We start from the raw sequence: 21,433 nt of genomic DNA on the forward strand, positions 1-21,433 counted from the left end.
AGAGGCTGATTCCCGCTTCCGCTAGGGAGCGCTGGAGAAGAACGCTTCGGGCGATTCTGTGAGGCACGCATCGGGGATGGGCAGGGACTTTGGCGGGGTGCCGAAGCCACCCCCGATCTCAACGTAATCTCCCACCGAAAGACTGCTCTTGCCATTGACCACGCTCCGGCCGTTGGAACTTAGAGTGGAGCCATGGCGCCAGACCACAAGGCTTCGAACGCCGTTGCTCTCGACGAAGAGGCAACCGCCCGGGCCCTTAATCAAGGTTCCGGTCAGTAGCGCTTCCATGTAGGCGTCAGAGGCGGGTGCGACGGGTAGCACGGTGCCCGCGGTTCGCAGCACGAGCCCTTCCGGGTTTCTCTCGCTCGCCACACATGCGTTGAGTCCGCTCGCGCACAGGATGATCGTGGTCGCGGCAGTCATGAACCGGAGCGCTTTGGGGATCGGCACGGCACGTTCCTAAGGCTCGAAGGAAACCTCTCCGGGGTATTACCAAATAATGTCGTGGCTAGCGTAAAACTAACGAGTTAGCGCGGAACGTGCAGTGAAGTCACGCTGGTGAGGCTTCCGGCAACGCCTAGAACACAATCAGCGGGCGGCCCGTGCGCGGGTGTTCCATCACCGTGGCGTCCACGCCGTAGACCTCCTTGATGAGAGGCTCGGTGAGCACGCGGGTGGGGGAGCCCGAGGCGACGAACCGGCCCGACTGCATCACCACAAGCTCGTCAGAGTATGCCGCCGCGAGGTTCAGGTCATGCAGCGCGGTGATGATGCTCTTGCCATGGTCCGCGAGATCCCGCAGCAGAGCCAGGATGGAGAGTTGCGCGGAGATGTCTAGGTGGTTGGTGGGCTCGTCCACCACCAAGACCTCGGTGTCCTGGGCCAGTGCCTTGGCCAGGAGTACGCGCTGACGCTCCCCGCCGGACAGCGTCCCGAACTCGCGGTCCGCGAACTCGAGCATGTCCACTTGGGCAAGGGCCTCGCGCGCCGCCACGGCATCCGCGCCAGTGGGCGAGGAGAAGATCGAACGATGTGGCATTCGCCCAAGCAGGACAACGTCGAGCACGGACAGCGCCCGATCAGCGGTCACTGACTGCTCCACGAATGCGAGCGTGCGGGCACGCGACTTGACCCCGGTGCGAAGCCAGTTCGAACCGAACACCTCAACGGAGCCGGAATCGGGTTCCTGCACGCCTGCCAAGATCCGCAGCAGCGAGGACTTTCCGCTGCCGTTCGGGCCCAACAGCGTGGTGAACTGGCCGGGCGCAACCCTGTGGGACAGCTCGCGCAGGATCTGAGCCTTGCCCACACTCCACGACACGCCCTCGAAGGCGAACACTGGGTCGAGTTCCGGCGCTGCGGAATGCGATTGTTCCATGGGCGCGGCCTGGGCGGGCGCTGCGGCGCTCGCGGGATCGGTCGCACCACCAGCGGTGGTGGGGGTGTGCTGGGGCTGAGGTGAATCGTCGTGAATCAGTGACTGGGTCATCAGATGCCCGCCCCTCTGGACTTCCACAGAACAAACGCGAACACGGGCGCACCAATGAGGGCGGTGACGATGCCAACGGGGAGTTCTCGCGGCTCAAAGATGGTGCGGGCAAGCGTGTCAGCCCAGATCAGGAACGTGGCGCCCACGAGTGCGGAGATGGGGAGGACGAGGGCGTGGCCGGTGCCCGAGACCATCCGCACGAGGTGCGGAATGATCAGCCCAACAAACCCAATCGAGCCGGAAACCGAGACCATCGCGCCGGTCAGCAGCGCAACCACGAGCAGCAGACCCCAGCGCCACCGGGTGGCGTTGAAGCCAAGTGCCCGTGCGGAATCGTCGCCAAACGTGAAAGCGTCCAGCACGTTAGCCGCCAACGCCAACGGCACGCCGAGCAGCAGAACTCCGCCACCCGCAATCGCCACGGATTGCCAGGTTGCGGCTCCCACGGAACCCATCAGCCAGGAGAGGACCTCACGGTATGAGTCGCCATCCGCGGACCAGAAGATGATGAAACTCGTCAGGGCCGCGGCGAGTTGGCTCACCGCGAGCCCCGCCAGAATTGTGCGGGTCGGGGTGAGCTTACCCAGTGCTCCAGCGAGCCCCAGCGCAGCGGCCAACGCCGCAACCGCACCCACAAACGCGGCCACGGGAAGCAGCACGCCCATGCCCAGCACGAGAACCGAAACTGCACCCAGCGAGGCGCCAGATGAGAGCCCGAGAAGGTACGGATCAGCCAGCGGGTTACGGGTCAGCGACTGCATGACCGCACCCGAAATCGCGAGCCCGGCGCCTACCGCTCCCGCCGTCAACACGCGGGGGAGGCGCAGCTCCCACACCATCGCGTCCCGCAGCGGGGTAAGCGGCTCAAACCCGAGCGCACCGCCAAGCCCCAGGTGATGCGCGATCGACCGCGCGACCTCGCCTGGCGCGAGGTCCGCTGGACCGATCGCCACCGCCACGGCAACGCTCGCCGCGAGCGCGAGGGCGAGTCCCACGATCGTTGCGGTGCGGGTTGCTGCGAGCGTGGCAGTGCGCGTGGCGTGGTTGCCCACGCGATCACCTGCGCGATCGCCCGCAGGCGCGCGGTCCGTTCGGGTCAGGACGCGAGACTCCACTTCTACCGCCCGGCGTTCTCGAGCTCGGCGAGCTGCGCGGACAGGTCAGTTGCTGCGGAAACCGAGCGCACGCCCGCCTCCGTGGCGGGGAACGGCACCACGAGGTAGTTCTTGTTCTTCACTGCGGTCAGTTGGGCTGTCGCAGGGTTCGACTCCAGCACGCCGATCTTCTTCTCCGTGGAACCCCATGCCGAATCCACCAGCACGATCACGTCAGGATCCGCCTCGATGACCTTCTCCCACGACATCTGCCCCCACGTGTCATCGATATCGGCGCCAATGTTGCTCAGCCCGATCGTGTCCATGGTCAGTTGGGCAGACCCCTTGGCCCCGCCCACAAACGGGATCTTCGATCCCGACGAGTACCACAGCGCGCTCAAGCCGCGCGTGTCCTTGGTGATTTTCGCCAGTTCTTGGCGCTCATTTTCGACGATCGAGTTGGCTTGGTCCTGCGCGTCAAACACGCGGCCCATCAGTTGGATTTCGGAGAATACGTCCTCGTAGGTCAGCGGATTGGGCTGGTAGTCCGAGCCCTTGCACGCGCTCGGGGAAACGAGGGTGTTCACGCCAAGTTTCTCGTAGGAGGCGCGTTCGCCCATGCCGTCAGCCGAGAGGTTGGACTCCCAGCCCACGTAGACAAGGTCCGGCTCCAGCTCGAGGAGCGACTCTTGACCCGCGAGCTTCTCCGACAGTGGGGTGGTCACCGCTTGACTGGTGGCGCCAGGCTCGGCGGCGAGCCACGGTGCGAGGGGGCCGTCCAGGTAGGAGGTGCCAACGATCTTGTCCCCAACGCCAAGCGCGAGCATCATCTCCATGGTGGAGGACTTGGCTGTGACAACGCGCTCCGGAGCCTTGGTGAACGTGGTGGTTGTGCCGCACGTGTCGACGTCGATCGGGTAGGCGGTCTGGGTTGTGGCGTCGCTTGGAGAGTTCGATGCGGTTGGCTTGGGGGACTGAGTGGCGGTTTGCCCCGAGTCCTCGGAGCCAGCGGAACCAGCGGAGCATCCCGCCAGGAGCATGAGCGCAGAAGCGGACAGTGCAACGAGCGCATGGCCCGTGCGACGTGGAGTTTTGGGGGTGGGGGTCGATGAAACTGGTTGGTTGTGCAAAGTAGACACAGAGAACCTCTTTTGCGGACAATGCCGCGCATGCAGCAGCGCTGCGTTGGACAGATGAGCACTGACCCAAGAGTGCTGATCAGCAGGCCAAATCCAGCCTGCATCCACGCCGCTAAATCCAGCGGCGCGATCCGAGGTTAAGTCTACAACCGGGTCCGGGTGCACTCGTACGAACCTCGTGCTGCCAGGCTTCATTCCCGTACTGAGACGGATGGGTGCGGGGACTGCGAGATAGCCCGGCGGAGTGGGCATCTCGCAGACCTCAGGCCCATCTCGGTGCTAGGCCTGGGCGAAGGGCGCGAAGGAGTCAGGGGAAGACGCCCGGTAGGGCGGGGACTAACCTGCAAGCTCTTGGTCGCGCTTGATCACCGCGGCCACTGCGTCCGCTACGCTCGCGAGGAAGCCGTCGCCTTCGAGGGAGAGCAGCCCTGCCACGGTGGTGCCGGCGGGGGAACACACCTGGTCGATCAGGTCCCACGGGGAAGCGTCTGAGGACTTCACCAGCGCCGCCGAGCCGAGCACGGCCTGAGCTGCGATCTTGGTGGCCTGGGCCTTGGGCATACCGGCGGCGACCGCGCCGCGAGACAGCGCATCAATAAACAGGAAGGCGAACGCCGGCGAGCTGCCCGCGATGGCGGTGTAGGCCGAGAACTGGGCCTCGGGAATCGTGACGACCTCGCCAATGGACTCGAACGCCGTCACCACCGTGGCCACGTCAGACTCGCTCGCGTTCTCGTTCGCGCACACCGCGCTCATGCCCTGACCAATACGGGAGTTCACGTTCGGCATGACCCGCGTAATCCGCAGATCAGAACCGAACAACTCGCCTAACTGGGCGAGCGAAAGTCCAGCCGCAATCGACACGACAAGGGGCTGGTTGCTGCCAAGATCGTCGCGAATCTCATCAGCGATCTCAGCGAACTTTTGCGGCTTTACGGCAAGCACCAACACGTCAGCCTCGGCCGCGACCTGGGAGTTGGAGTCCAGCGCGCGCACGCCAGTGCGCTCCGCAAAAGCCTGCCGCTTGGCGGCAGTAAAAGAGGACACCACAATGTCCGAGGCGGAAACCAAGCCGCCGTCGATCAGACCGCCGATGATGGCGCTCGCCATGTTGCCGATTCCAATGAAGCCAATGGTCGCCATGATGCCCTCTCACGTTTTGTGGGTGTAGACACAACGTTACCCCTCATTTTTGGGGGCAGCCCGCAGGAAAAGGCCGGTGAACAGGATGGTTAGGAAAACAATCACCCGACGTCGGCGCAAGACTCCGTGCCAGAGATGTGACATCGGGGGATCGGAAGACTAGGATGGGGAGAGATTTTGGCGTTGACCCGGCTATCACCGGCGAGCCTCCGGAAGAACCGGCTAAGTCACGCGACACGGAACCCGTAAGGATCGTGTGTGCGCCCACTCGGGTGCATGATGCTCGCGAAGCACAGCCCAAGTAGAACCGGACGGGTAGGCCCGTCACAGCCGTTTGAGAGGTTGATGCAGCAGTGGTGAGCGAAAACCCCGATTACCGGGGCACACGCAGCATCAACAAGCGGGGTGGTACCGCGGCCCAACGCCCGTGCGTTAGGGATCGTCCTCGCAGATGAGAACATCAAGGTCCACCCGGGAGCGTACTCTCAATGAGTCTCGAACCACAGAACTCGTATCCTCTGCACCGCGAAACCCGCGGCGTCCAGGCATCCCCACACCTGCCCGCACTCGAGCAGGAAGTACTGAAGTACTGGGAAGCCGACAACACCTTCAAAGCCTCCGTTGAACAGCGCGAGCCGGGTGTCGACGGCTCGAACGAGTTCGTCTTCTACGACGGCCCTCCCTTTGCAAACGGCCTGCCACACTACGGCCACCTGCTGACTGGATACGCCAAGGACGTCGTCCCACGCTTCCAGACAATGCGCGGCAAGCGAGTGGAGCGTCGCTTTGGTTGGGACACTCACGGACTGCCTGCAGAGCTCGAGGCGGAGCGCATCCTCGGCATCACCGACAAGTCCCAGATCGAAGAGATGGGAATCGACGTCTTCAACGAGGCGTGCCGCACCTCCGTGCTCCGGTACACCAAGGAATGGGAAACCTACGTCACGCGTCAGGCACGCTGGGTCGACTTTGAGAACGACTACAAGACCCTCGACGTGACCTACATGGAGTCCGTCATCTGGGCGTTCAAGGAACTCCACACCAAGGGCCTGGCCTACGAGGGCTACCGCGTGCTGCCATACTGCTGGCACGACGAAACCCCGCTGTCCAACCACGAGCTGCGCATGGACGACGACGTCTACCAGTCGCGCCAGGACCCCGCGCTCACCGTGGGTCTGCGCCTAGAGTCAGGCGAGCTCGCACTCATCTGGACCACCACCCCATGGACCCTGCCTTCCAACCTCGCAGTGGCCGTTGGCCCCGACGTGGACTACGTAGTAGTGGCACCGGGCGCTGAGTCGGAGTTTGCCGGCGAGCGCGTGATCCTCGGCGCATCGCGCCTGGGCGCCTACGCCAAGGAACTCGGCGAGGACGCAACCGTGCTGGAAACGGTCAAGGGCTCGGACCTTGCCGGACGCTCCTACACGCCAGCGTTCCCATACTTTGCGAGCGACCCAGAGAACCCAGCAGCACACCACATCATCGTGGCCGACTTTGTCACCACCGAGGACGGAACCGGGCTCGTGCACATGGCCCCTGCCTTCGGTGAAGACGACATGATCGCGTGCGACGCCGCCGGCATTAAGCCAGTTGTGACCGTAGACGACAAGGGCGAGTTCACCGCACTCGTGCCCGACTACGTGGGCCAGCAGGTCTTCGATGCCAACCCGAACGTCATCCGTGACCTCAAGGATGGCACCGGCCCGCTCGCACAGGTGAGCGCGGACAAGCGCGCCAAGGTCATCCGCCACGAGACCTACCAGCACAGCTACCCGCACTGCTGGCGCTGCCGCAACCCATTGATCTACAAGGCCGTGTCCTCGTGGTTCGTGGGTGTGACCCAGTTCCGCGACCGCATGGTTGAGCTTAACGAGGACATCACCTGGACCCCCGAGCACATCAAGCACGGCCAGTTCGGCAAGTGGCTTGCTGGAGCCCGCGACTGGTCGATCTCGCGCAACCGCTACTTTGGTACGCCGATCCCCGTGTGGGTTTCGGACAACCCCGAGTACCCTCGCACGGACGTGTACGGTTCGCTCGCTGAGATCGAGGCAGACTTTGGCCGCCTTCCGCTCAACGAAAAGGGCGAGCCTGACCTGCACCGTCCATACATCGACGACCTGACCCGCCCGAACCCGGACGACCCCACCGGGCAGTCCACCATGCGCCGCATCAGCGACGTCCTGGACGTGTGGTTCGACTCCGGTTCGATGCCGTTTGCTCAGGTGCACTACCCATTTGAGAACCGCGACTGGTTTGAGCACCACTTCCCAGGCGACTTCATCGTGGAGTACATCGGACAGACCCGCGGCTGGTTCTACCTACTGCACGTGCTGTCCACCGCACTTTTCGACCGCCCTGCGTTCCGCACGGCCGTCAGCCACGGAATCGTGCTGGGTTCGGACGGCCGCAAGATGTCCAAGTCGCTGCGCAACTATCCGGACGTGTCCGAGGTTCTGGACCGTGACGGCTCCGACGCCATGCGCTGGTTCCTCATGTCCAGCCCGATCCTGCGCGGCGGAAACCTGATCGTCACCGAGGAGGGTATCCGCGATTCGGTTCGTCAGGTGCTCCTGCCGGTGTGGTCCACGTACTACTTCTTCACGCTGTACGCGGGTGCGGCCCGTGGCGGAGAGGGGTACCTGGCCCGCATGGTCACGGCCGACGAGGTCGCTGGCCTGCCCGACATGGACCGCTACCTGCTGGCCCGCACGCGCAACCTTGTTGCCGACGTGACGGACCAGATGGACCGCTATGACATCGCTGGCGCCACCGAGTCGGTGCGCGAGTACCTCGACGCCCTGACCAACTGGTACGTCCGCACCCAGCGCGACCGCTTCTGGGAAGAGGACGAGAATGCCTTCAACACGCTGTACACGGCTCTGGAGACTCTCACCCGAGTGATGGCGCCTCTCGCGCCGCTGCTCAGCGAGGAGATCTGGCGCGGCCTGACCGGTGGGCGTTCCGTCCACCTCGAGGACTGGACCGAGCTCAGCGGCGTGTACGGCGACATCCTCGTTGCCGACGACGCCCTCGTGGCCACCATGGAGCAGGTCCGCGACGCAGTGTCGTTGGGTCTGTCCCTGCGCAAGGCCAACAAGCAGCGCGTCCGTCAGCCGCTGGCGCGCCTGACCATCGTGGTCGAGGACGAGGCCACCCTGGCCCCTTACGTGGACATCCTCAAGCACGAGCTCAACGTCAAGGACATCGTCCTGACCGAGCTCACCGAGGACACCACCGCCCAGTACGGCATCACGCAGAACCTCGCCGTGAATGCACGGGCCGCTGGCCCGCGTCTTGGTCGTGGGGTTCAGGCCGCCATTAAGGCCGCCAAGTCGGGTGCTTGGGAACTGATTAACGACGATGTGGTTGTGCACACGCCTGATGGTGACGTCGCGCTTGAGCCGGCTGAGTACGAGCTCACCACTGTTGTTGGCGGATCGGACGCCGGCGAGATCGCAGCCGCGGTTCTGCCAGGCGGCGGATTCGTGGTCCTCGACCTCGCCCTGACAAGCGAGCTGGTTGCCGAGGGCTACGCCCGCGACGCTATCCGTGACATCCAGGACGCACGCAAGGCCGCAGGCCTCAACGTGGGTGACCGCATCGAGCTAACCCTCACTGTGCCAGCCGACAAGGTCGCAGCTGTGGAAGCAAACTCTGAGCTCATCTGCTCCGAGACGCTCGCAGTGACCCTGTCCGTGGTTGCGGGTTCGGGCGACGAGCGTGAGGTCTCCGTGGCCAAGGTGTCCGCATGAGCAAGCGCAAGGACGCATCCGCGCAGGTAGGGCCGACTCCCGAGGAGACGGCCCGCCTGCGGGAAATCTACGGCGAGATCATGGGGCGCAACCCCGAACACGATTTTGAGCCAACTCTGGGCCGCGTGGTCAAGGTCTTGGACCTGCTGGGAAACCCGCAGAACGCCTACCGCTCCGTGCACATCACGGGTACGAACGGAAAGACATCGACGGCTCGCATGGTCGAGTCATTGGTGTCCGAGTACGGTCTGCGTACCGGCCGATTCACCAGCCCTCACCTGACATCTGTCACGGAACGCATCGCGATCGACGGCGAGCCCATCTCGGTGGGACGGTTCAACGAGACCTACGAGGACGTACTCCCATACATCCTCATGGTGGACCAGGAGTCCGAGGCTGCCGGCGGACCACGCCTGTCCTTCTTTGAAGTCCTGACCGTCATGGCGTACGCGGCTTTCGCCGACGCGCCGATTGACGTGGCCATCGTTGAGGTGGGCATGGGTGGACTGTGGGACTCCACCAACGTGATCGACTCCGACGTCCAGATCATCGCTCCAATCTCACTCGACCACACCAAGTGGCTCGGAGATACTCTGCGAGAGATCGCGGAAAACAAGGCAGGGATCATCAAGGACGGCAAAACCGTGGTGGTATCGGAGCAATCCGACTCTGCGCTCGAGCCGATCGTGGATGCGGCGGCCGAGCACGGATCCCACCTAATCCTCGAGGGCAGGGACATGCACGTAGCGTCCCGCATCCCGGCGGTTGGCGGACAGATGCTCACGCTCACCACACCAGCCGGAACCTACCAGGACATCTTTCTCCCGCTGTTCGGCGAACACCAGGCACACAACGCGCTCCTCGCGCTCGTCGCCGTGGAGACGCTCATCGCAGGGGGAGGGGTCCTCGAAGGCCCCATCGTGGAGGCAGGATTTGGCAGTGCCACATCCCCAGGCCGACTCGAGGTCGTACGACGAAGCCCAACAATCGTGGTGGACGCAGCGCACAACCCTGCGGGCGCCGAGGTGCTCGTCAAGGCACTCGATGAGTCGTTCGACTTCGAGCGACTCATCGGCGTGGTTGGCATCCTCGCTGACAAGGACGCGGAGGGCGTACTCTCCGTTCTCGAACCAGTCCTCGCGGAGGTCGTCATCACGCAATCTTCCTCGGCGCGCTCCTACGACGCAGAAGACCTCGCAGAGATTGCACGGGACGTATTCGGTGAAGAGCGGGTTCACGTAGAGGAACGCCTCGACGAAGCCATCGACGTAGCGGCCGCTCGTGCTGAGTACTACGACACCACCGGAGTGGGAAGCGGAACGGGCGTACTCATCGCCGGATCCGTCATTCTGGCGGCTGAGGCACGAATCCTCCTCGGGCACGGCTAAACGCTTTGACCGGAATTTGCTAGCGATTCCAACCCGTGAGTCCCTCGCCGTGTACGAACTTGATACGAGTTTGTCCACGGCGAGGGATTTTTCGTTGCCAAGGTGTTTGAATGTAACTACGTCGGGCCGCTTGGCCCCCATCGCAGTCAAGGATGTCAGCGGTTAGGAGCATCAAAATGAAGAAGCTAATCAACGATCCGAACGATGTTCTTGCACAGACAGTGCAAGGCTTCACTCGCGCCCACGAGGACATCGTGGCCGCTCATGACAACCCTGTCTTCATCTCCCGCGCAACCCCCACTCCCGCGGGCAAGGTAGCACTCGTATCGGGCGGTGGCTCGGGCCACGAACCACTGCACGGCGGGTTCGTAGGCGACGGCATGCTTGACGCCGCAGTTCCAGGCGCAATGTTCACGAGCCCTACCCCCGACCAGATTGAAGCCGCAATCAAGCACGCAGACTCCGGCGCCGGAGTCCTGACCATCGTCAAGAACTACACCGGTGACGTCATGAACTTCGAGATGGCCGTAGAGCTTGCCGAGGCCGACGACATCGCCGTGAAGTCCGTTCTGGTTAACGACGACGTTGCAGTGGAAAACTCCACCTGGACGGCCGGACGCCGAGGAGTTGCGGGAACCGTGCTGGTAGAAAAGATCGCCGGCGCCGCCGCAGCACGCGGAGACTCACTCGACGAGGTCGCACGCATCGCCCAGAAGGTCGCAGACAACGTCCGCTCCATGGGTGTGGCGCTTAGCGCATGCACCGTCCCACACGCAGGAGTCCCATCCTTCGACCTCGCCGACGACGAGATCGAGATCGGCATCGGCATCCATGGCGAGCCAGGGCGTGAGCGCGTCAAGCTTAAGAGCGCCAACGAGATCACTGACCTTCTCCTCAAAGCAGTCACCGAGGACCTCGGTATTACAGGCGGCGAAGACGCTCTACTTTTTGTGAACGGCATGGGCGGAACGCCGGCCTCCGAGCTCTACATCGTCTACGGGCACGCGCGGGACCTGCTGGAAGGTGACGGAGTGAAGGTCACCCGCTCTCTCGTCGGTAATTATGTGACCTCCCTGGAAATGCAGGGAGCATCCATCACGGTGCTGCGCCTCGACCAAGAACTCACCGAGCTCTGGGACGCACCAGTCCACACCGCGGCGCTGCACTGGTAACAGGCGCCCACCACCCCCTCAACCACCACAACACACGGAGTAAAGCCATGACCGCTGACGTTCGATGGGCCATCGCTTGGATGCGCGACACCGCAGCAAAAATTGCGGAGCACAAGGCGGAACTGACCACCCTAGACAGGGAAATCGGCGACGGTGACCATGGTGAGAACCTCAACCGAGGATTTACGGCGCTGCTGGCAAAACTGGATGAACTGCCCAGTGAGCCAGCGACCGTAGGCGAGGTGTTCAAACTCGCCGCAACCACGCTTATGTCCACCGTAGGAGGGGCCTCCGGGCCCCTCTACGGGACAGCGTTCCTACGGGCAGCAAAGGCGGCAGACACGCCCGAACTGACACCAGCGGACGTTGTCGCGGTCATAGAATCCGCCCTGGGCGGACTCGTCCTCCGCGGGAAAGCTGCCGTGGGGGAAAAGACAATGATCGACGCGTGGACCCCAGCACTTGAAGCGGCAAAAGCAGCTGAAGCTGCAGGTAGTGACGCCGGCGAGGTCCTGCGGGCGGCAGCGGATGCTGCAGCCCAAGGAGCGCTGGACACTATCCCGCTGAAGGCAACAAAGGGCCGCGCTAGCTACCTTGGCGATCGATCTATGGGACATAAGGACCCCGGCGCGGCTTCAACCGCGCTTATTCTGGAATCGGCAGCATACACAGTCAATTAGGAGGACACAATGGGTGCACACGTCTCCCTTGTTCTGGTTTCTCACTCAGAGAAGTTGGCTGAAGGCAGTCGAGAACTGGCGGCACAGATGGCGCCAGGCGTTGACATCGAGGTCGCAGGAGGCCTCGAGGATGGGTCGATCGGAACGTCATTCGATCGAATTAGTGGAGCAATTGAGGACGCCGCCGGATTCGCCGAATCCGACAGCGAGCGAGAACTCAAGGACGTGGTTGTCATATGCGACCTTGGCTCCGCAATCCTGAGCACTGAAGCTGTGCTCGAATTCCTGCCCTCCGAACTGGAAGGCCACGTGTATATGGCGGACGCACCGTTCGTTGAAGGGGCGATTGCTGCGGCAGTCGAAGCCGCTTCGGGATCGGACGCTGAAACTGTATTGAATGCGGCGAACGCAACCGCAAACACCTTCACGGCGTCACACCCGCCAGCACATGGCACGGAAACGACGCAAACCATCGACGCAGATGGGGCAATTACCAAGACGCTCAAGATTAAGAACGCTCTTGGACTGCACGCACGACCAGCAGCCGTCCTTGCACGGCTCGTCGCAGGCTTCGACGCCCAGGTCACGCTCAACGGCGTGAATGGCGCAAGCGTCATTGAGATCATGAAGCTTGGCCTCACCGGAGGCCAGGAGGTAGTGGTCACTGCGAGCGGCGAACAAGCAAGCGCGGCCGTGACAGCGGTGTCCGACGCCATTAACGGTGGATTCGGGGAGTTGTAACAAGGCAGGTATTCTGGGGATTGTGACTGCACAATCCCCAGAAACCACCTCCACGCCACGCATCGTGGCCAAGCGAGGCGCACGCGAACAGTTCCTCTCCATGAACCTCGTCCTCGAGGCAATCGTGGTCATGTTCGGAACCGTCGTGGCCGTCAAGTTCGCGCAGGTCGGACAGTTGAAACTCGAGGCAGGCACGTCCTCACTCTGGATCATGGGCGGCGCGCTTGCAGTCATGATGATCGTGGCTTCACGCCTGCAGAAAACCGAGATGGGCCGCTACTTCGGCGGTGTCCTCCAGGTTCCGTTCCTTGCCATGGGCCTCGTGGTAGACCTCATGATCATCCCCGCCATCGTGTTCGTTGCCATTTGGGTGGCGTCCTGGTGGCTCGGCGCAAAGATCGACCGGGAACGGGCAGAGTACGACGCAGCGCACCCAGATGAGGCTCCTAACGCCTGAAAGTCGCGGCTGGCGAGACATTTGACTCCGGCGCACGCGCGTTGACGGCGAGGTTATGGATGGGCCGGCAACGATTTCTTGGGGGCTGGGAGTTGCACTTCCTCGGCCTGCCCGTGCGTCTGGGAGACATGTTTCACATTGCGTCCCACGGCACTTTTGCGCAGTGATGGCGCGATACAGTAACCCCATGACAAGTACTGAGCGCACACTAATTCTGGTCAAGCCAGATGGCGTTGCACGCGGTCTGAGCGGCGAAATCTTGCGCCGCGTCGAGGCGAAGGGTTACCGTCTCGCTGCCGTGGAGCTGCGTGTTCCCACCCAAGAGCTGCTTGCCGAGCACTACAGCGAGCACGTGGGCAAGCCCTTCTACCAGCCCCTCGTCGACTTCATGTCGTCGGGGCCAGTCCTCGCCGTAGTGGCTGAGGGCAACCGCGTCATCGAGGGCTTCCGTTCCCTCGCCGGCACCACGGACCCGACGTCCGCAGCGCCCGGCACCATCCGCGGAGACTTCGGCCGCGACTGGGGCGAAAAGGTCCAGAAGAACCTCGTGCACGGTTCGGACGCACCTGAGTCCGCGGCTCGCGAGATCGCACTCTGGTTCCCACACCTCTAGAACCGTAGGCGGGGTGTGGCTGCCCGCACGGATCGCACCTCAAATGCTCGAAGTGGAAGCGGTTCCTGTTCCCGCACGGATCGCACCCCAGCTACTCGCACAGGCAAAGCAACACAACTCAGCCGCCCTCGGCTATACCGGGGGCGGCTTTGTCGTGCGCGAGTGGTGGTGTGGTTGGTGTGTGGGATGGCGGTGTCGCATGCGCGGGCTGGTGCGTACCTTCCACAACCCCGCCAACCTTCCACCCCTCACCATCGAGAGTATTCCTGGGCCCACTCTCGACGTCGAGAGTGGGCTCAGGAATACTCTCGATCCCGGTGGTGGGCGTCGAACGGATGATTATTGATCCGTTCGATACCCAACGGATCAATAATCATCCGTTCGATGAGGGGTGTAGGGGTGCATGGACGGGGATTTGGCAGGCGATATTGCGCGGTTTCGCAGCCAAACTTAGGTACTCTTGCGTTGTGTATCTCAAGACCCTAACGCTCCGAGGCTTCAAGTCTTTTGCCTCGGCAACCCGGTTCGACTTCGAGCCGGGCATCACGTGCGTTGTGGGGCCCAACGGCTCGGGAAAGTCCAACGTTGTGGACGCGCTTGCTTGGGTGATGGGGGAGCAGGGCGCCAAGACGCTGCGCGGCGGCAAGATGGAAGATGTCATCTTTGCAGGAACCTCCGGACGCGCACCGCTGGGGCGCGCTGAGGTCTCGCTGACGATCGATAACACAGACGGCGCCCTCCCTATCGAATACTCCGAGGTCACCCTCACTCGCACACTCTTCCGCAACGGGGGGTCCGAGTACGCGATCAACGGGTCTGCCTGCCGGCTTCTCGACATCCAAGACCTGCTCTCGGACTCCGGTCTGGGGCGGGAAATGCACGTCATCGTGGGTCAGGGCCAACTCGATGGCATCCTGAGGGCCACACCATACGAGCGCAGAGGCTTTATTGAAGAAGCTGCCGGGGTGCTCAAACACCGCAAGCGCAAGGAGAAGGCACAGCGCAAGCTCGAGTCTATGCAAGGAAACCTGCTGCGCCTGAGTGACCTGATCGCCGAGCTCCAGCGTCAACTCGGTCCGCTTGGGCGGCAGGCAAACGCCGCGCGCAGATCAGCGGCAATCGCGGCCATCGTTCGCGACTCCGGACTGCGCCTCCTAGCGGACGACCTCACACTTGCCGGGGCGCGTCTTGAGGATGCAGAGCGGCGACACCGCGAACTGAAGGCAACTACCGCCCAGAATGCCCGAGAGTTTGAAGACACAGCCGCGAACCTTGAACAGGTCGAGCAGTCCCTCGCACTCACACGTGCGGCGCAGAGTCGTGCGGAACAGCTTGTTCACACCTTTGAGCGCCAGCGCGAACAATTACGCTCGATCGCTTCGCTTGCGCAGGAGCGGGCACGCAACCTCGGCGTATCCCAGCCGTTGATGCGAGCTGAGGGTCAGCAGGACATTCAAGCAAACATTGCGCGAGCCACCACCCAGCGTGACGATGCTCAGGTTACCCTCACGCGACTCAAAGCCCAGGTGCTCGAGCTCGAGTCGGAGCGCACGCGTAACGCTGAACATGTGGCACTGCTTGCCAACAGATCCAAGCGCGCAGCGGATGCCGAAAACGCTCGGCGCGCCGAACTATCCGCAGCCCAATCGGCGGTTGCGGCCGCCGAATCTAGGTTGGAATCGCTCGAACAGGCGTCCGCCGGCTTACGCGCGGAGATCGGGTCGGCCGCCATGAGGCTCGAGCAATTGCGCTCAGGTGCGCTCGAATCAGGCCAAGGCGCCATGAGCGAACCGGGCGAGGACCTTGCGGGCCGTGCTTCAGAACTGGAGCAGAGCGCCGCGCTCGCCGCCCAAGCGGTCAAGGACCAGCGGCTCCTCGTCTCCGCGCTTCGCGCAGAACACCTTGAGCTTGAACGCCAGGTCGCCAGCCGGTCCGCACAGAGTGACCTCGTTGGCGCAGAGTTGGCGAGGATGCGTTCCGCCGCTGGCCGTGTTGTGGAGGGCGATTCTCGCTTCTCATATGTTGCCGAGTCCCTCACCGTGAGGGACGAGTTTTCCGTGGCCATCGCCGCGGTCCTTGGGGAACTCAACCACGGAGTGCTGTCCCCGTCGCGCGAGGATGCCCGCTCGGCGTTGGCAGCTGGTGAAGCGGCCCAAGACGCCGACGCTATCTCATTCCTCTTCCCCGCAGAGCACTCCGCAGCACGGCCCTCCAACGCTGAACTGCCGGAGGGCGTCTGGCGGGCGCTCGACCTAGTGGAACTACACGATTCCACCGGGGCGCTAGAGCAGCTGCTGGGTCGTGTAATGGTGTGTACGCCCGAGGCGCTCGAACAGGCGCTCAACTCCGCCTCGACGGTGCTCGCGGCAGGCGGCGCTGTGGTGACGACCACGGGAGTGGTCCACCGCGAAAATTCGCTCGAGGTCGTGTCTGCCGATACTTCCCTTGCCGAGACCGCAAAGCGTGCTGAAGAGTTGAAGCACGAGCTCGAGGTGCTGTCGGCTAAGCGTGACGAGACCGGCGCCCAACTTGCCCGTGAGCTCGAGCAGAGCCAGGCTCAAGACGCGGAACTCGACGGCCTCACCAAGCAGCTCACAGCCGCACGCATCGCAGTGAGCGAGGCACGGAGCGCGGAGGCAAATCACCGGGCCCTCATCGGCGCGCAGGAGGCCGAACTGCAACGCCTCAACGCCCGCGCGCAGGCATCCAAGGAGTCCATCGACAAGGCGCGTGCGTCCCTCGCCACGGCGCGCGACCGACTGGATCGGATCACTGGCAGCAGCACCCAATCGGGGAGCACTCCCGCCCCCAGCGCCGAGGAATTGTCCCTCGCACAGGACCATCTAGAACGTGCGCGCGAGGCGGAGACCCTAGGCAGGTTGGACCTGCGGACCGCACAGGAGAGGCTGACCACAACGGAGAACCGCCTCGCCGGACTCCAACGCGCGGCTCGCGCCGAGGAAGCCGCCGCCAAGTCTGCGGCGGCCGCGGCGGAGAAGCGCACCCGTCAGCGCGCGGTGGCCCTCGAGGTTGCAGCGCGCGCCACTGATGGGCTCGCGCTCATAGAGCGGTCTTTAGCCGAGGCCACGCAGATGAGGGACCAGGCTCAGCACAACGCGCAGGAGCAGAGCGAACAACGCAATCTCCTGCGTGCCTCGAGGGACACTCTCGACACCGCCACAAGGTCTAACACAATCGCACTCCACGAGGTCGAACTTGCACTCGCAGAGCTGCGCGCCGACGCCGCCACTCTGGAGCGTCGCGCTGTCGACGACTACGCTCTCTCTCCGGCGCAGGTCACGGACCAGTACGGCCCAATGGAACTGGTTCCCGCGTATGTGTTTCCAAAAGTTCGTGGTGGAGTGGGCGAGGAGGAGAGCCCACTCGCCGCTGACCTCGACCCCAGCGTGGTGTTCTCTCGCGATGCGGTGGAGAAGGCGCACGACAAGGCGGTGCGTGTCCTTGCCAGCATGGGCAAGGTCAACCCACTCGCGCTCGAAGAGTACGCGGCGCTCGAGGAACGCCACAGGTTCCTGAGCGAACAGTTGGGGGACCTCAAGCGCTCACGGGCCGACCTTCTAGGGCTGATCGACGACATTGACGCCAAAGTTCTTGAAGTGTTTGAGTCGGCGTTTACGGACACCGCCAAGCAGTTTGAGTCCGTGTTCTCGCGCCTATTCCCAGGCGGTGAGGGAAGGATGTACCTGACCGATCCCGACGACATGCTTAACACGGGTATCGAGATCGAGGCGCGCCCCGCCGGAAAAAAGGTTAAGCGCCTGTCCCTGCTCTCGGGCGGTGAGCGCTCGCTGACGGCCATTGCAATGCTTGTGTCGATCTTCAAGGCGCGGCCTTCGCCGTTCTATGTCATGGACGAGGTCGAGGCGGCACTGGATGACATCAACCTTGGCCGTCTCCTCGGAGTGTTCCGGGAACTGCAGGAGGATTCGCAGCTCATCGTGATCTCCCACCAAAAACGGACCATGGAAATCGCGGACGCGCTGTATGGTGTCACGATGGCCGGAAACGGTGTGAGTTCAGTCATGGGAACCCGGCTCCAACCGCAGGAGGCCTAGAGTTCATGCGGGTCGCCGCCGCGCTGCGCACACAACGTTCACTGACCGAGCCTAAATTCATCCCCTGATTTTTCCGGGGCCCTAATATTGCTGTGCTAAAACCATATTTATGGGTTTCGCTTTGGTGTGGATTGTTCTTGCGTTGGTGTGCGCAGGATTTGTATTGGCAATTGCTGGCAGGGTGACGCGAGGTAGCGCGTCGTCCGAAGCGTCTATGTGGGCTGCGTGGGGCAGCGACATTGCCTACGCGATCGAGCCGTTGGGTCTGCAGATCAAGATCGCTCTCACCGCTCTGGGGTCGGCTGACGATAAGGATGCCAAGCGCGCTGAACTCCTCGAGCAGCAGGCTGCGATGCGCCAGGAACGCCGCCAGGACCGGGACATCGCCAAGATGGCACAGCTTGGTCGCAGCGACGAATCCAATTCCTCGCTAGGGGAGTTCCTCCGCGCCACGAGCACTGAGGAACCGGCATACTTTGATCCAGAAGCCCTCACGGACAAATTGGAGAGTTTCTACGAATCGGTCCAAGATCGTCGTGAATCCCACCGAACTGCAGTGAGCAAGTAGTCACACGCGCACATAAACTAACTGGGACGCCCGCAACAGCGGGCGTTTCTTTATTTTTCTGATACTTGAGAGACTAGAGCCGTGAACGAACTGATTGATGTACTCCCGTATCTCATCCCAACGCTCGTAGTCCTCGGAGGCGCGGGCTGGTGGGGGACCGTTGCCGCCAAGAAGAAGCGCAACCAGGGCACCCCAACGCAGACCCCAGAGACGCAGGCCCCACAGCCGCAAACTCCGGAAGTCACCGAGGCGCCAACCGTCGACGCCGACGGCACGGTCGTTGAGACGCCCGAGGAACTGGAACCGGCACCGCAGGTGGAGGTTCCAGAGGCGCTGAGTGGACGATTCGCGCGGCTGCGTTCACGTTTGGCCGCGTCCGGTTCGCCGCTGGGCACCAAACTGCTCTCGGTGCTATCCCGCGACCACCTGACCGAGAACGACTGGGACGAACTCGAGGAAACGCTGCTCATGGCGGACCTCGGAACCGGTCCGGCGCTTGAACTTATCGACTCGCTCAAGACCCAGGTCCGCGTCCAGTCCATCAAGGATCCAGCCGCGGTCAAGGAGTTGCTGCGCGGTGAACTGGTCAAGCTGGTGGACCCAACTTTGGACCGCTCGCTTGCTACCGAACGTCAGAACGCCGAGCAGGGCGAGAACCTGCCCGCTGTCGTCATGGTAGTGGGTGTCAATGGAACCGGAAAGACCACCACGCTGGGCAAACTCACCCGCGTGCTCGTGGCGGAGGGAAAGACAGTCCTGCTGGGCGCCGCCGACACGTTCCGTGCCGCCGCAGCCGACCAGTTGGAAACTTGGGGTGCTCGCGTGGGCGTGGAGACCGTGCGCTCCGACCGCGATGGAGCCGACCCCGCATCGGTAGCGTTCGACGCCACCATGCAGGCCAAGCTGCGGGACATCGACGTACTCCTCGTGGACACGGCCGGACGACTCCAGAACAAGACCGGGCTCATGGACGAGCTGGGCAAGATCGCTCGCGTGGTCGAAAAGGAAGCGCCAATTGGCGAGGTTCTCCTCGTGCTCGACGCCACGACAGGACAGAACGGCCTCAACCAGGCCCGCGTGTTTGCAGAGGTCGCGGGCGTCACCGGAATCGTCCTGACCAAGCTCGACGGAACCGCCAAGGGCGGAATCGTGGTGGCAGTTCAACGCGAGCTCGGCGTACCGGTCAAGCTCGTGGGACTCGGTGAGGGGCCAGACGACCTGGCGCCGTTTGACCCAGAGCAGTTCGTTGGGGGAATCCTCGGGGACTGATCTGGAAGGCCGTCGTGGGTGACTAGCACCCCTGACGAACCCACTGACGAATCCAGACACAGGGCGGGTGCGATGCGCAGGCATCGCGCCCGCCCTGTGCGTTGCGGAAACCCGCTCACCCACCAGCCCAGCGGAAACACATTCTTTACACGAACGCGCCCCTCCTTACTTCACCGAAACGTTACAAGCCACACCCGGTAATCAACGAGCAGCAGAGTTGTACCCAGATCAGCCGACCGGCTGACAATGGGAGGTAAGAACTATGCTCGACACAGGCAACACCGCCTGGATGCTGATGTCAGCATCCCTTGTCCTATTGATGACACCCGGCCTCGCCTTCTTCTACGGCGGCATGGTTCGCGGCAAGAGCGTTTTGAACATGCTCATGATGTCCTTCGGCGCGATGGGCGTCATCGGGATCCTCTACGTGCTGTGGGGATACTCGATGTCGTTTGGAAGCGACATCGCAGGGCTGTTCGGTAACCCGTTTGAGATGGGGGGCCTGAAGGGCCTCTTCGAGATGACGAGCGAGGGTTTCACTTTCACCGACACGAACGGTCTTCCGGACCTCGTGAATGTGGGCTTCCAAGCCACCTTCGCCATTATCACCGTGGCCCTGATCTCGGGTGCCATCGCTGACCGCGTCCGCTTTAGCGCGTGGATGGTGTTTACGGGAGTCTGGGTCACTCTGGTGTACTTCCCGCTCGCTCACATGGTGTGGGGCGGTGGCCTGCTTTCGGGTGACGGTCCGTTTGCGAGTATCGCGACCCCGATCGACTTTGCTGGTGGAACGGTTGTCCACATTAACGCCGGTATGGCGGCCCTGGTCCTCGCGCTCGTCATTGGCAAGCGCAAGGGCTTTGGCAAGGAGGCGATGCGCCCGCACAACCTGCCCTTCGTGATGCTGGGTGCAGCGCTGCTGTGGTTCGGTTGGTTTGGTTTCAACGCTGGTTCGGCGTACGGCGCGAATGGCCTGGCCGGCCTTGCTTGGGTCAACACCACGGTGGCTACGTGTGCTGCGATGTGCGGATGGCTGCTCACGGAGCGTTTGCGCGATGGCCACGCCACCTCGCTGGGTGCAGCGTCCGGTATCGTCGCTGGCCTTGTCGCGATCACTCCTGCGGCGGGTTCGGTCTCGCCTGTCGGCTCGATTCTGCTGGGTGCGGTTGCCGGTGTTCTGTCGGCTCTCGCTGTGGGCTTGAAATACAAGTTCGGTTACGACGACTCGCTTGACGTGGTGGGTGTCCACCTAGTCTCGGGTCTATGGGGAACGCTCGCAATTGGTCTGCTCGCGGCTGATGGCGGCCTGTTCTACGGCGGCGGTCTGTCCCAGCTTGCGGTCCAGGCAATCATCGCGATCGCGGCTCTCGCCTTCACCGCAATTCTCACTTTCATCATTGCCATCGCGATCAAGAAGACGATCGGTTGGCGCGTTTCAGAGGCTGTTGAGGTTGCCGGAATCGACCTCAACGAACACGGCGAAAGCGCCTACGAGAGCCTCGGTGCAACCCGCATAACCCCGGAGGTACGGTCATGAAGCTCGTCACTGCAATCATCGCTCCACACCGTCTCGATGACGTGAAGTCCGCTCTGGAGGCCGCTGGCGTTCGCGGCATGACAGTGTCCGAGGCGTCCGGCTACGGCCGCCAGAAGGGCCACACTGAGGTGTACCGAGGTGCTGAGTACACGATCGACCTGGTGCCAAAGATCCGCCTCGAGATCCTGACTGACGACCCTGATGCGCAGGTCGTCACGGCGATCATCATCAAGGCGGCCGCGACCGGCAAGATCGGGGACGGCAAGGTCTGGACCATCCCGGTTGAGGACGTTGCGCGCGTCCGCACGGGGG

At 63.0% G+C, this 21,433-nt stretch carries 17 protein-coding genes; 12 read left to right on the plus strand and 5 right to left on the minus strand.

Annotated features, from left to right (window positions below; all coding sequences use genetic code 11):
• Window positions 1-21 precede the first annotated feature (21 nt).
• The 5 genes from HGSM_RS09805 to proC form a co-directional block, all read right to left on the minus strand.
• Complete coding sequence (locus HGSM_RS09805; RefSeq protein ID WP_019148582.1) at window positions 22-450, minus strand: hypothetical protein; 429 nt, start codon at window positions 448-450, stop codon at window positions 22-24.
• A 127-nt stretch (window positions 451-577) separates the two neighbouring features.
• On the minus strand, window positions 578-1,489 hold the full coding sequence (locus tag HGSM_RS09810) for an ABC transporter ATP-binding protein (protein ID WP_019148583.1): 912 nt from the start codon (window positions 1,487-1,489) through the stop codon (window positions 578-580).
• Complete coding sequence (locus HGSM_RS09815) at window positions 1,489-2,541, minus strand: putative F420-0 ABC transporter permease subunit (protein ID WP_195891370.1); 1,053 nt, start codon at window positions 2,539-2,541, stop codon at window positions 1,489-1,491. The genes HGSM_RS09810 and HGSM_RS09815 overlap by 1 nt, the downstream gene beginning before the upstream one ends.
• Before the next feature lie 65 nt (window positions 2,542-2,606).
• Window positions 2,607-3,722, minus strand: a complete 1,116-nt coding sequence (locus HGSM_RS09820) for a putative F420-0 ABC transporter substrate-binding protein (RefSeq protein WP_019148585.1) — start codon at window positions 3,720-3,722, stop codon at window positions 2,607-2,609.
• A gap of 336 nt (window positions 3,723-4,058) precedes the next feature.
• Window positions 4,059-4,865 (minus strand): pyrroline-5-carboxylate reductase, encoded by an 807-nt coding sequence (proC, locus tag HGSM_RS09825; protein ID WP_019148586.1) that lies wholly within the window; start codon window positions 4,863-4,865, stop codon window positions 4,059-4,061.
• A gap of 488 nt (window positions 4,866-5,353) precedes the next feature.
• On the opposite strand from proC, the gene ileS reads away from it, so the two are divergent.
• From ileS to HGSM_RS09885, 12 genes are all read left to right on the plus strand, one after another.
• Complete coding sequence (ileS, locus tag HGSM_RS09830; protein ID WP_019148587.1) at window positions 5,354-8,620, plus strand: isoleucine--tRNA ligase; 3,267 nt, start codon at window positions 5,354-5,356, stop codon at window positions 8,618-8,620.
• The gene (locus HGSM_RS09835) at window positions 8,617-10,008 is read left to right on the plus strand and encodes a bifunctional folylpolyglutamate synthase/dihydrofolate synthase (protein ID WP_019148588.1); all 1,392 of its coding nucleotides are present in this window, start codon (window positions 8,617-8,619) and stop codon (window positions 10,006-10,008) included. The genes ileS and HGSM_RS09835 overlap by 4 nt, the downstream gene beginning before the upstream one ends.
• A gap of 176 nt (window positions 10,009-10,184) precedes the next feature.
• Entirely contained in the window at window positions 10,185-11,180 is a 996-nt protein-coding gene (gene dhaK, locus HGSM_RS09840; protein WP_019148589.1) for a dihydroxyacetone kinase subunit DhaK, read from the plus strand.
• A 47-nt stretch (window positions 11,181-11,227) separates the two neighbouring features.
• Window positions 11,228-11,860 (plus strand): dihydroxyacetone kinase subunit DhaL, encoded by a 633-nt coding sequence (dhaL, locus tag HGSM_RS09845; RefSeq protein ID WP_019148590.1) that lies wholly within the window; start codon window positions 11,228-11,230, stop codon window positions 11,858-11,860.
• Window positions 11,861-11,869: 9 nt separating this feature from the next.
• Window positions 11,870-12,601 (plus strand): dihydroxyacetone kinase phosphoryl donor subunit DhaM, encoded by a 732-nt coding sequence (gene dhaM / locus HGSM_RS09850; RefSeq protein ID WP_019148591.1) that lies wholly within the window; start codon window positions 11,870-11,872, stop codon window positions 12,599-12,601.
• Window positions 12,602-12,623: 22 nt separating this feature from the next.
• Window positions 12,624-13,058 carry a DUF4233 domain-containing protein gene (locus HGSM_RS09855; protein ID WP_019148592.1) on the plus strand — a complete coding sequence of 145 codons (435 nt, stop codon included), beginning with the start codon at window positions 12,624-12,626 and terminating at the stop codon, window positions 13,056-13,058.
• A 187-nt stretch (window positions 13,059-13,245) separates the two neighbouring features.
• Window positions 13,246-13,671: a nucleoside-diphosphate kinase gene (gene ndk, locus HGSM_RS09860; RefSeq protein WP_019148593.1), complete on the plus strand. Its 426-nt coding sequence runs from the start codon at window positions 13,246-13,248 to the stop codon at window positions 13,669-13,671.
• A 467-nt stretch (window positions 13,672-14,138) separates the two neighbouring features.
• A complete protein-coding gene (gene smc / locus HGSM_RS09865) occupies window positions 14,139-17,747 on the plus strand; it encodes a chromosome segregation protein SMC (protein ID WP_019148594.1) in 3,609 nt (1,202 codons plus the stop codon).
• A gap of 109 nt (window positions 17,748-17,856) precedes the next feature.
• Window positions 17,857-18,315, plus strand: coding sequence for a hypothetical protein (locus HGSM_RS09870; RefSeq protein ID WP_154646310.1), 459 nt, complete (start codon window positions 17,857-17,859; stop codon window positions 18,313-18,315).
• A gap of 81 nt (window positions 18,316-18,396) precedes the next feature.
• Complete coding sequence (ftsY, locus tag HGSM_RS09875) at window positions 18,397-19,584, plus strand: signal recognition particle-docking protein FtsY (RefSeq protein WP_019148596.1); 1,188 nt, start codon at window positions 18,397-18,399, stop codon at window positions 19,582-19,584.
• A gap of 262 nt (window positions 19,585-19,846) precedes the next feature.
• A complete protein-coding gene (locus tag HGSM_RS09880) occupies window positions 19,847-21,121 on the plus strand; it encodes an ammonium transporter (RefSeq protein WP_019148597.1) in 1,275 nt (424 codons plus the stop codon).
• Window positions 21,118-21,433: P-II family nitrogen regulator (locus HGSM_RS09885; protein WP_019148598.1), on the plus strand; the 316-nt coding region annotated here is incomplete at its 3' end. The genes HGSM_RS09880 and HGSM_RS09885, both read left to right, overlap by 4 nt.

Origin of the sequence: Timonella senegalensis JC301 (genome assembly GCF_000312125.1) — a bacterium.
GTDB lineage: Bacteria > Actinomycetota > Actinomycetes > Actinomycetales > Cellulomonadaceae > Timonella > Timonella senegalensis.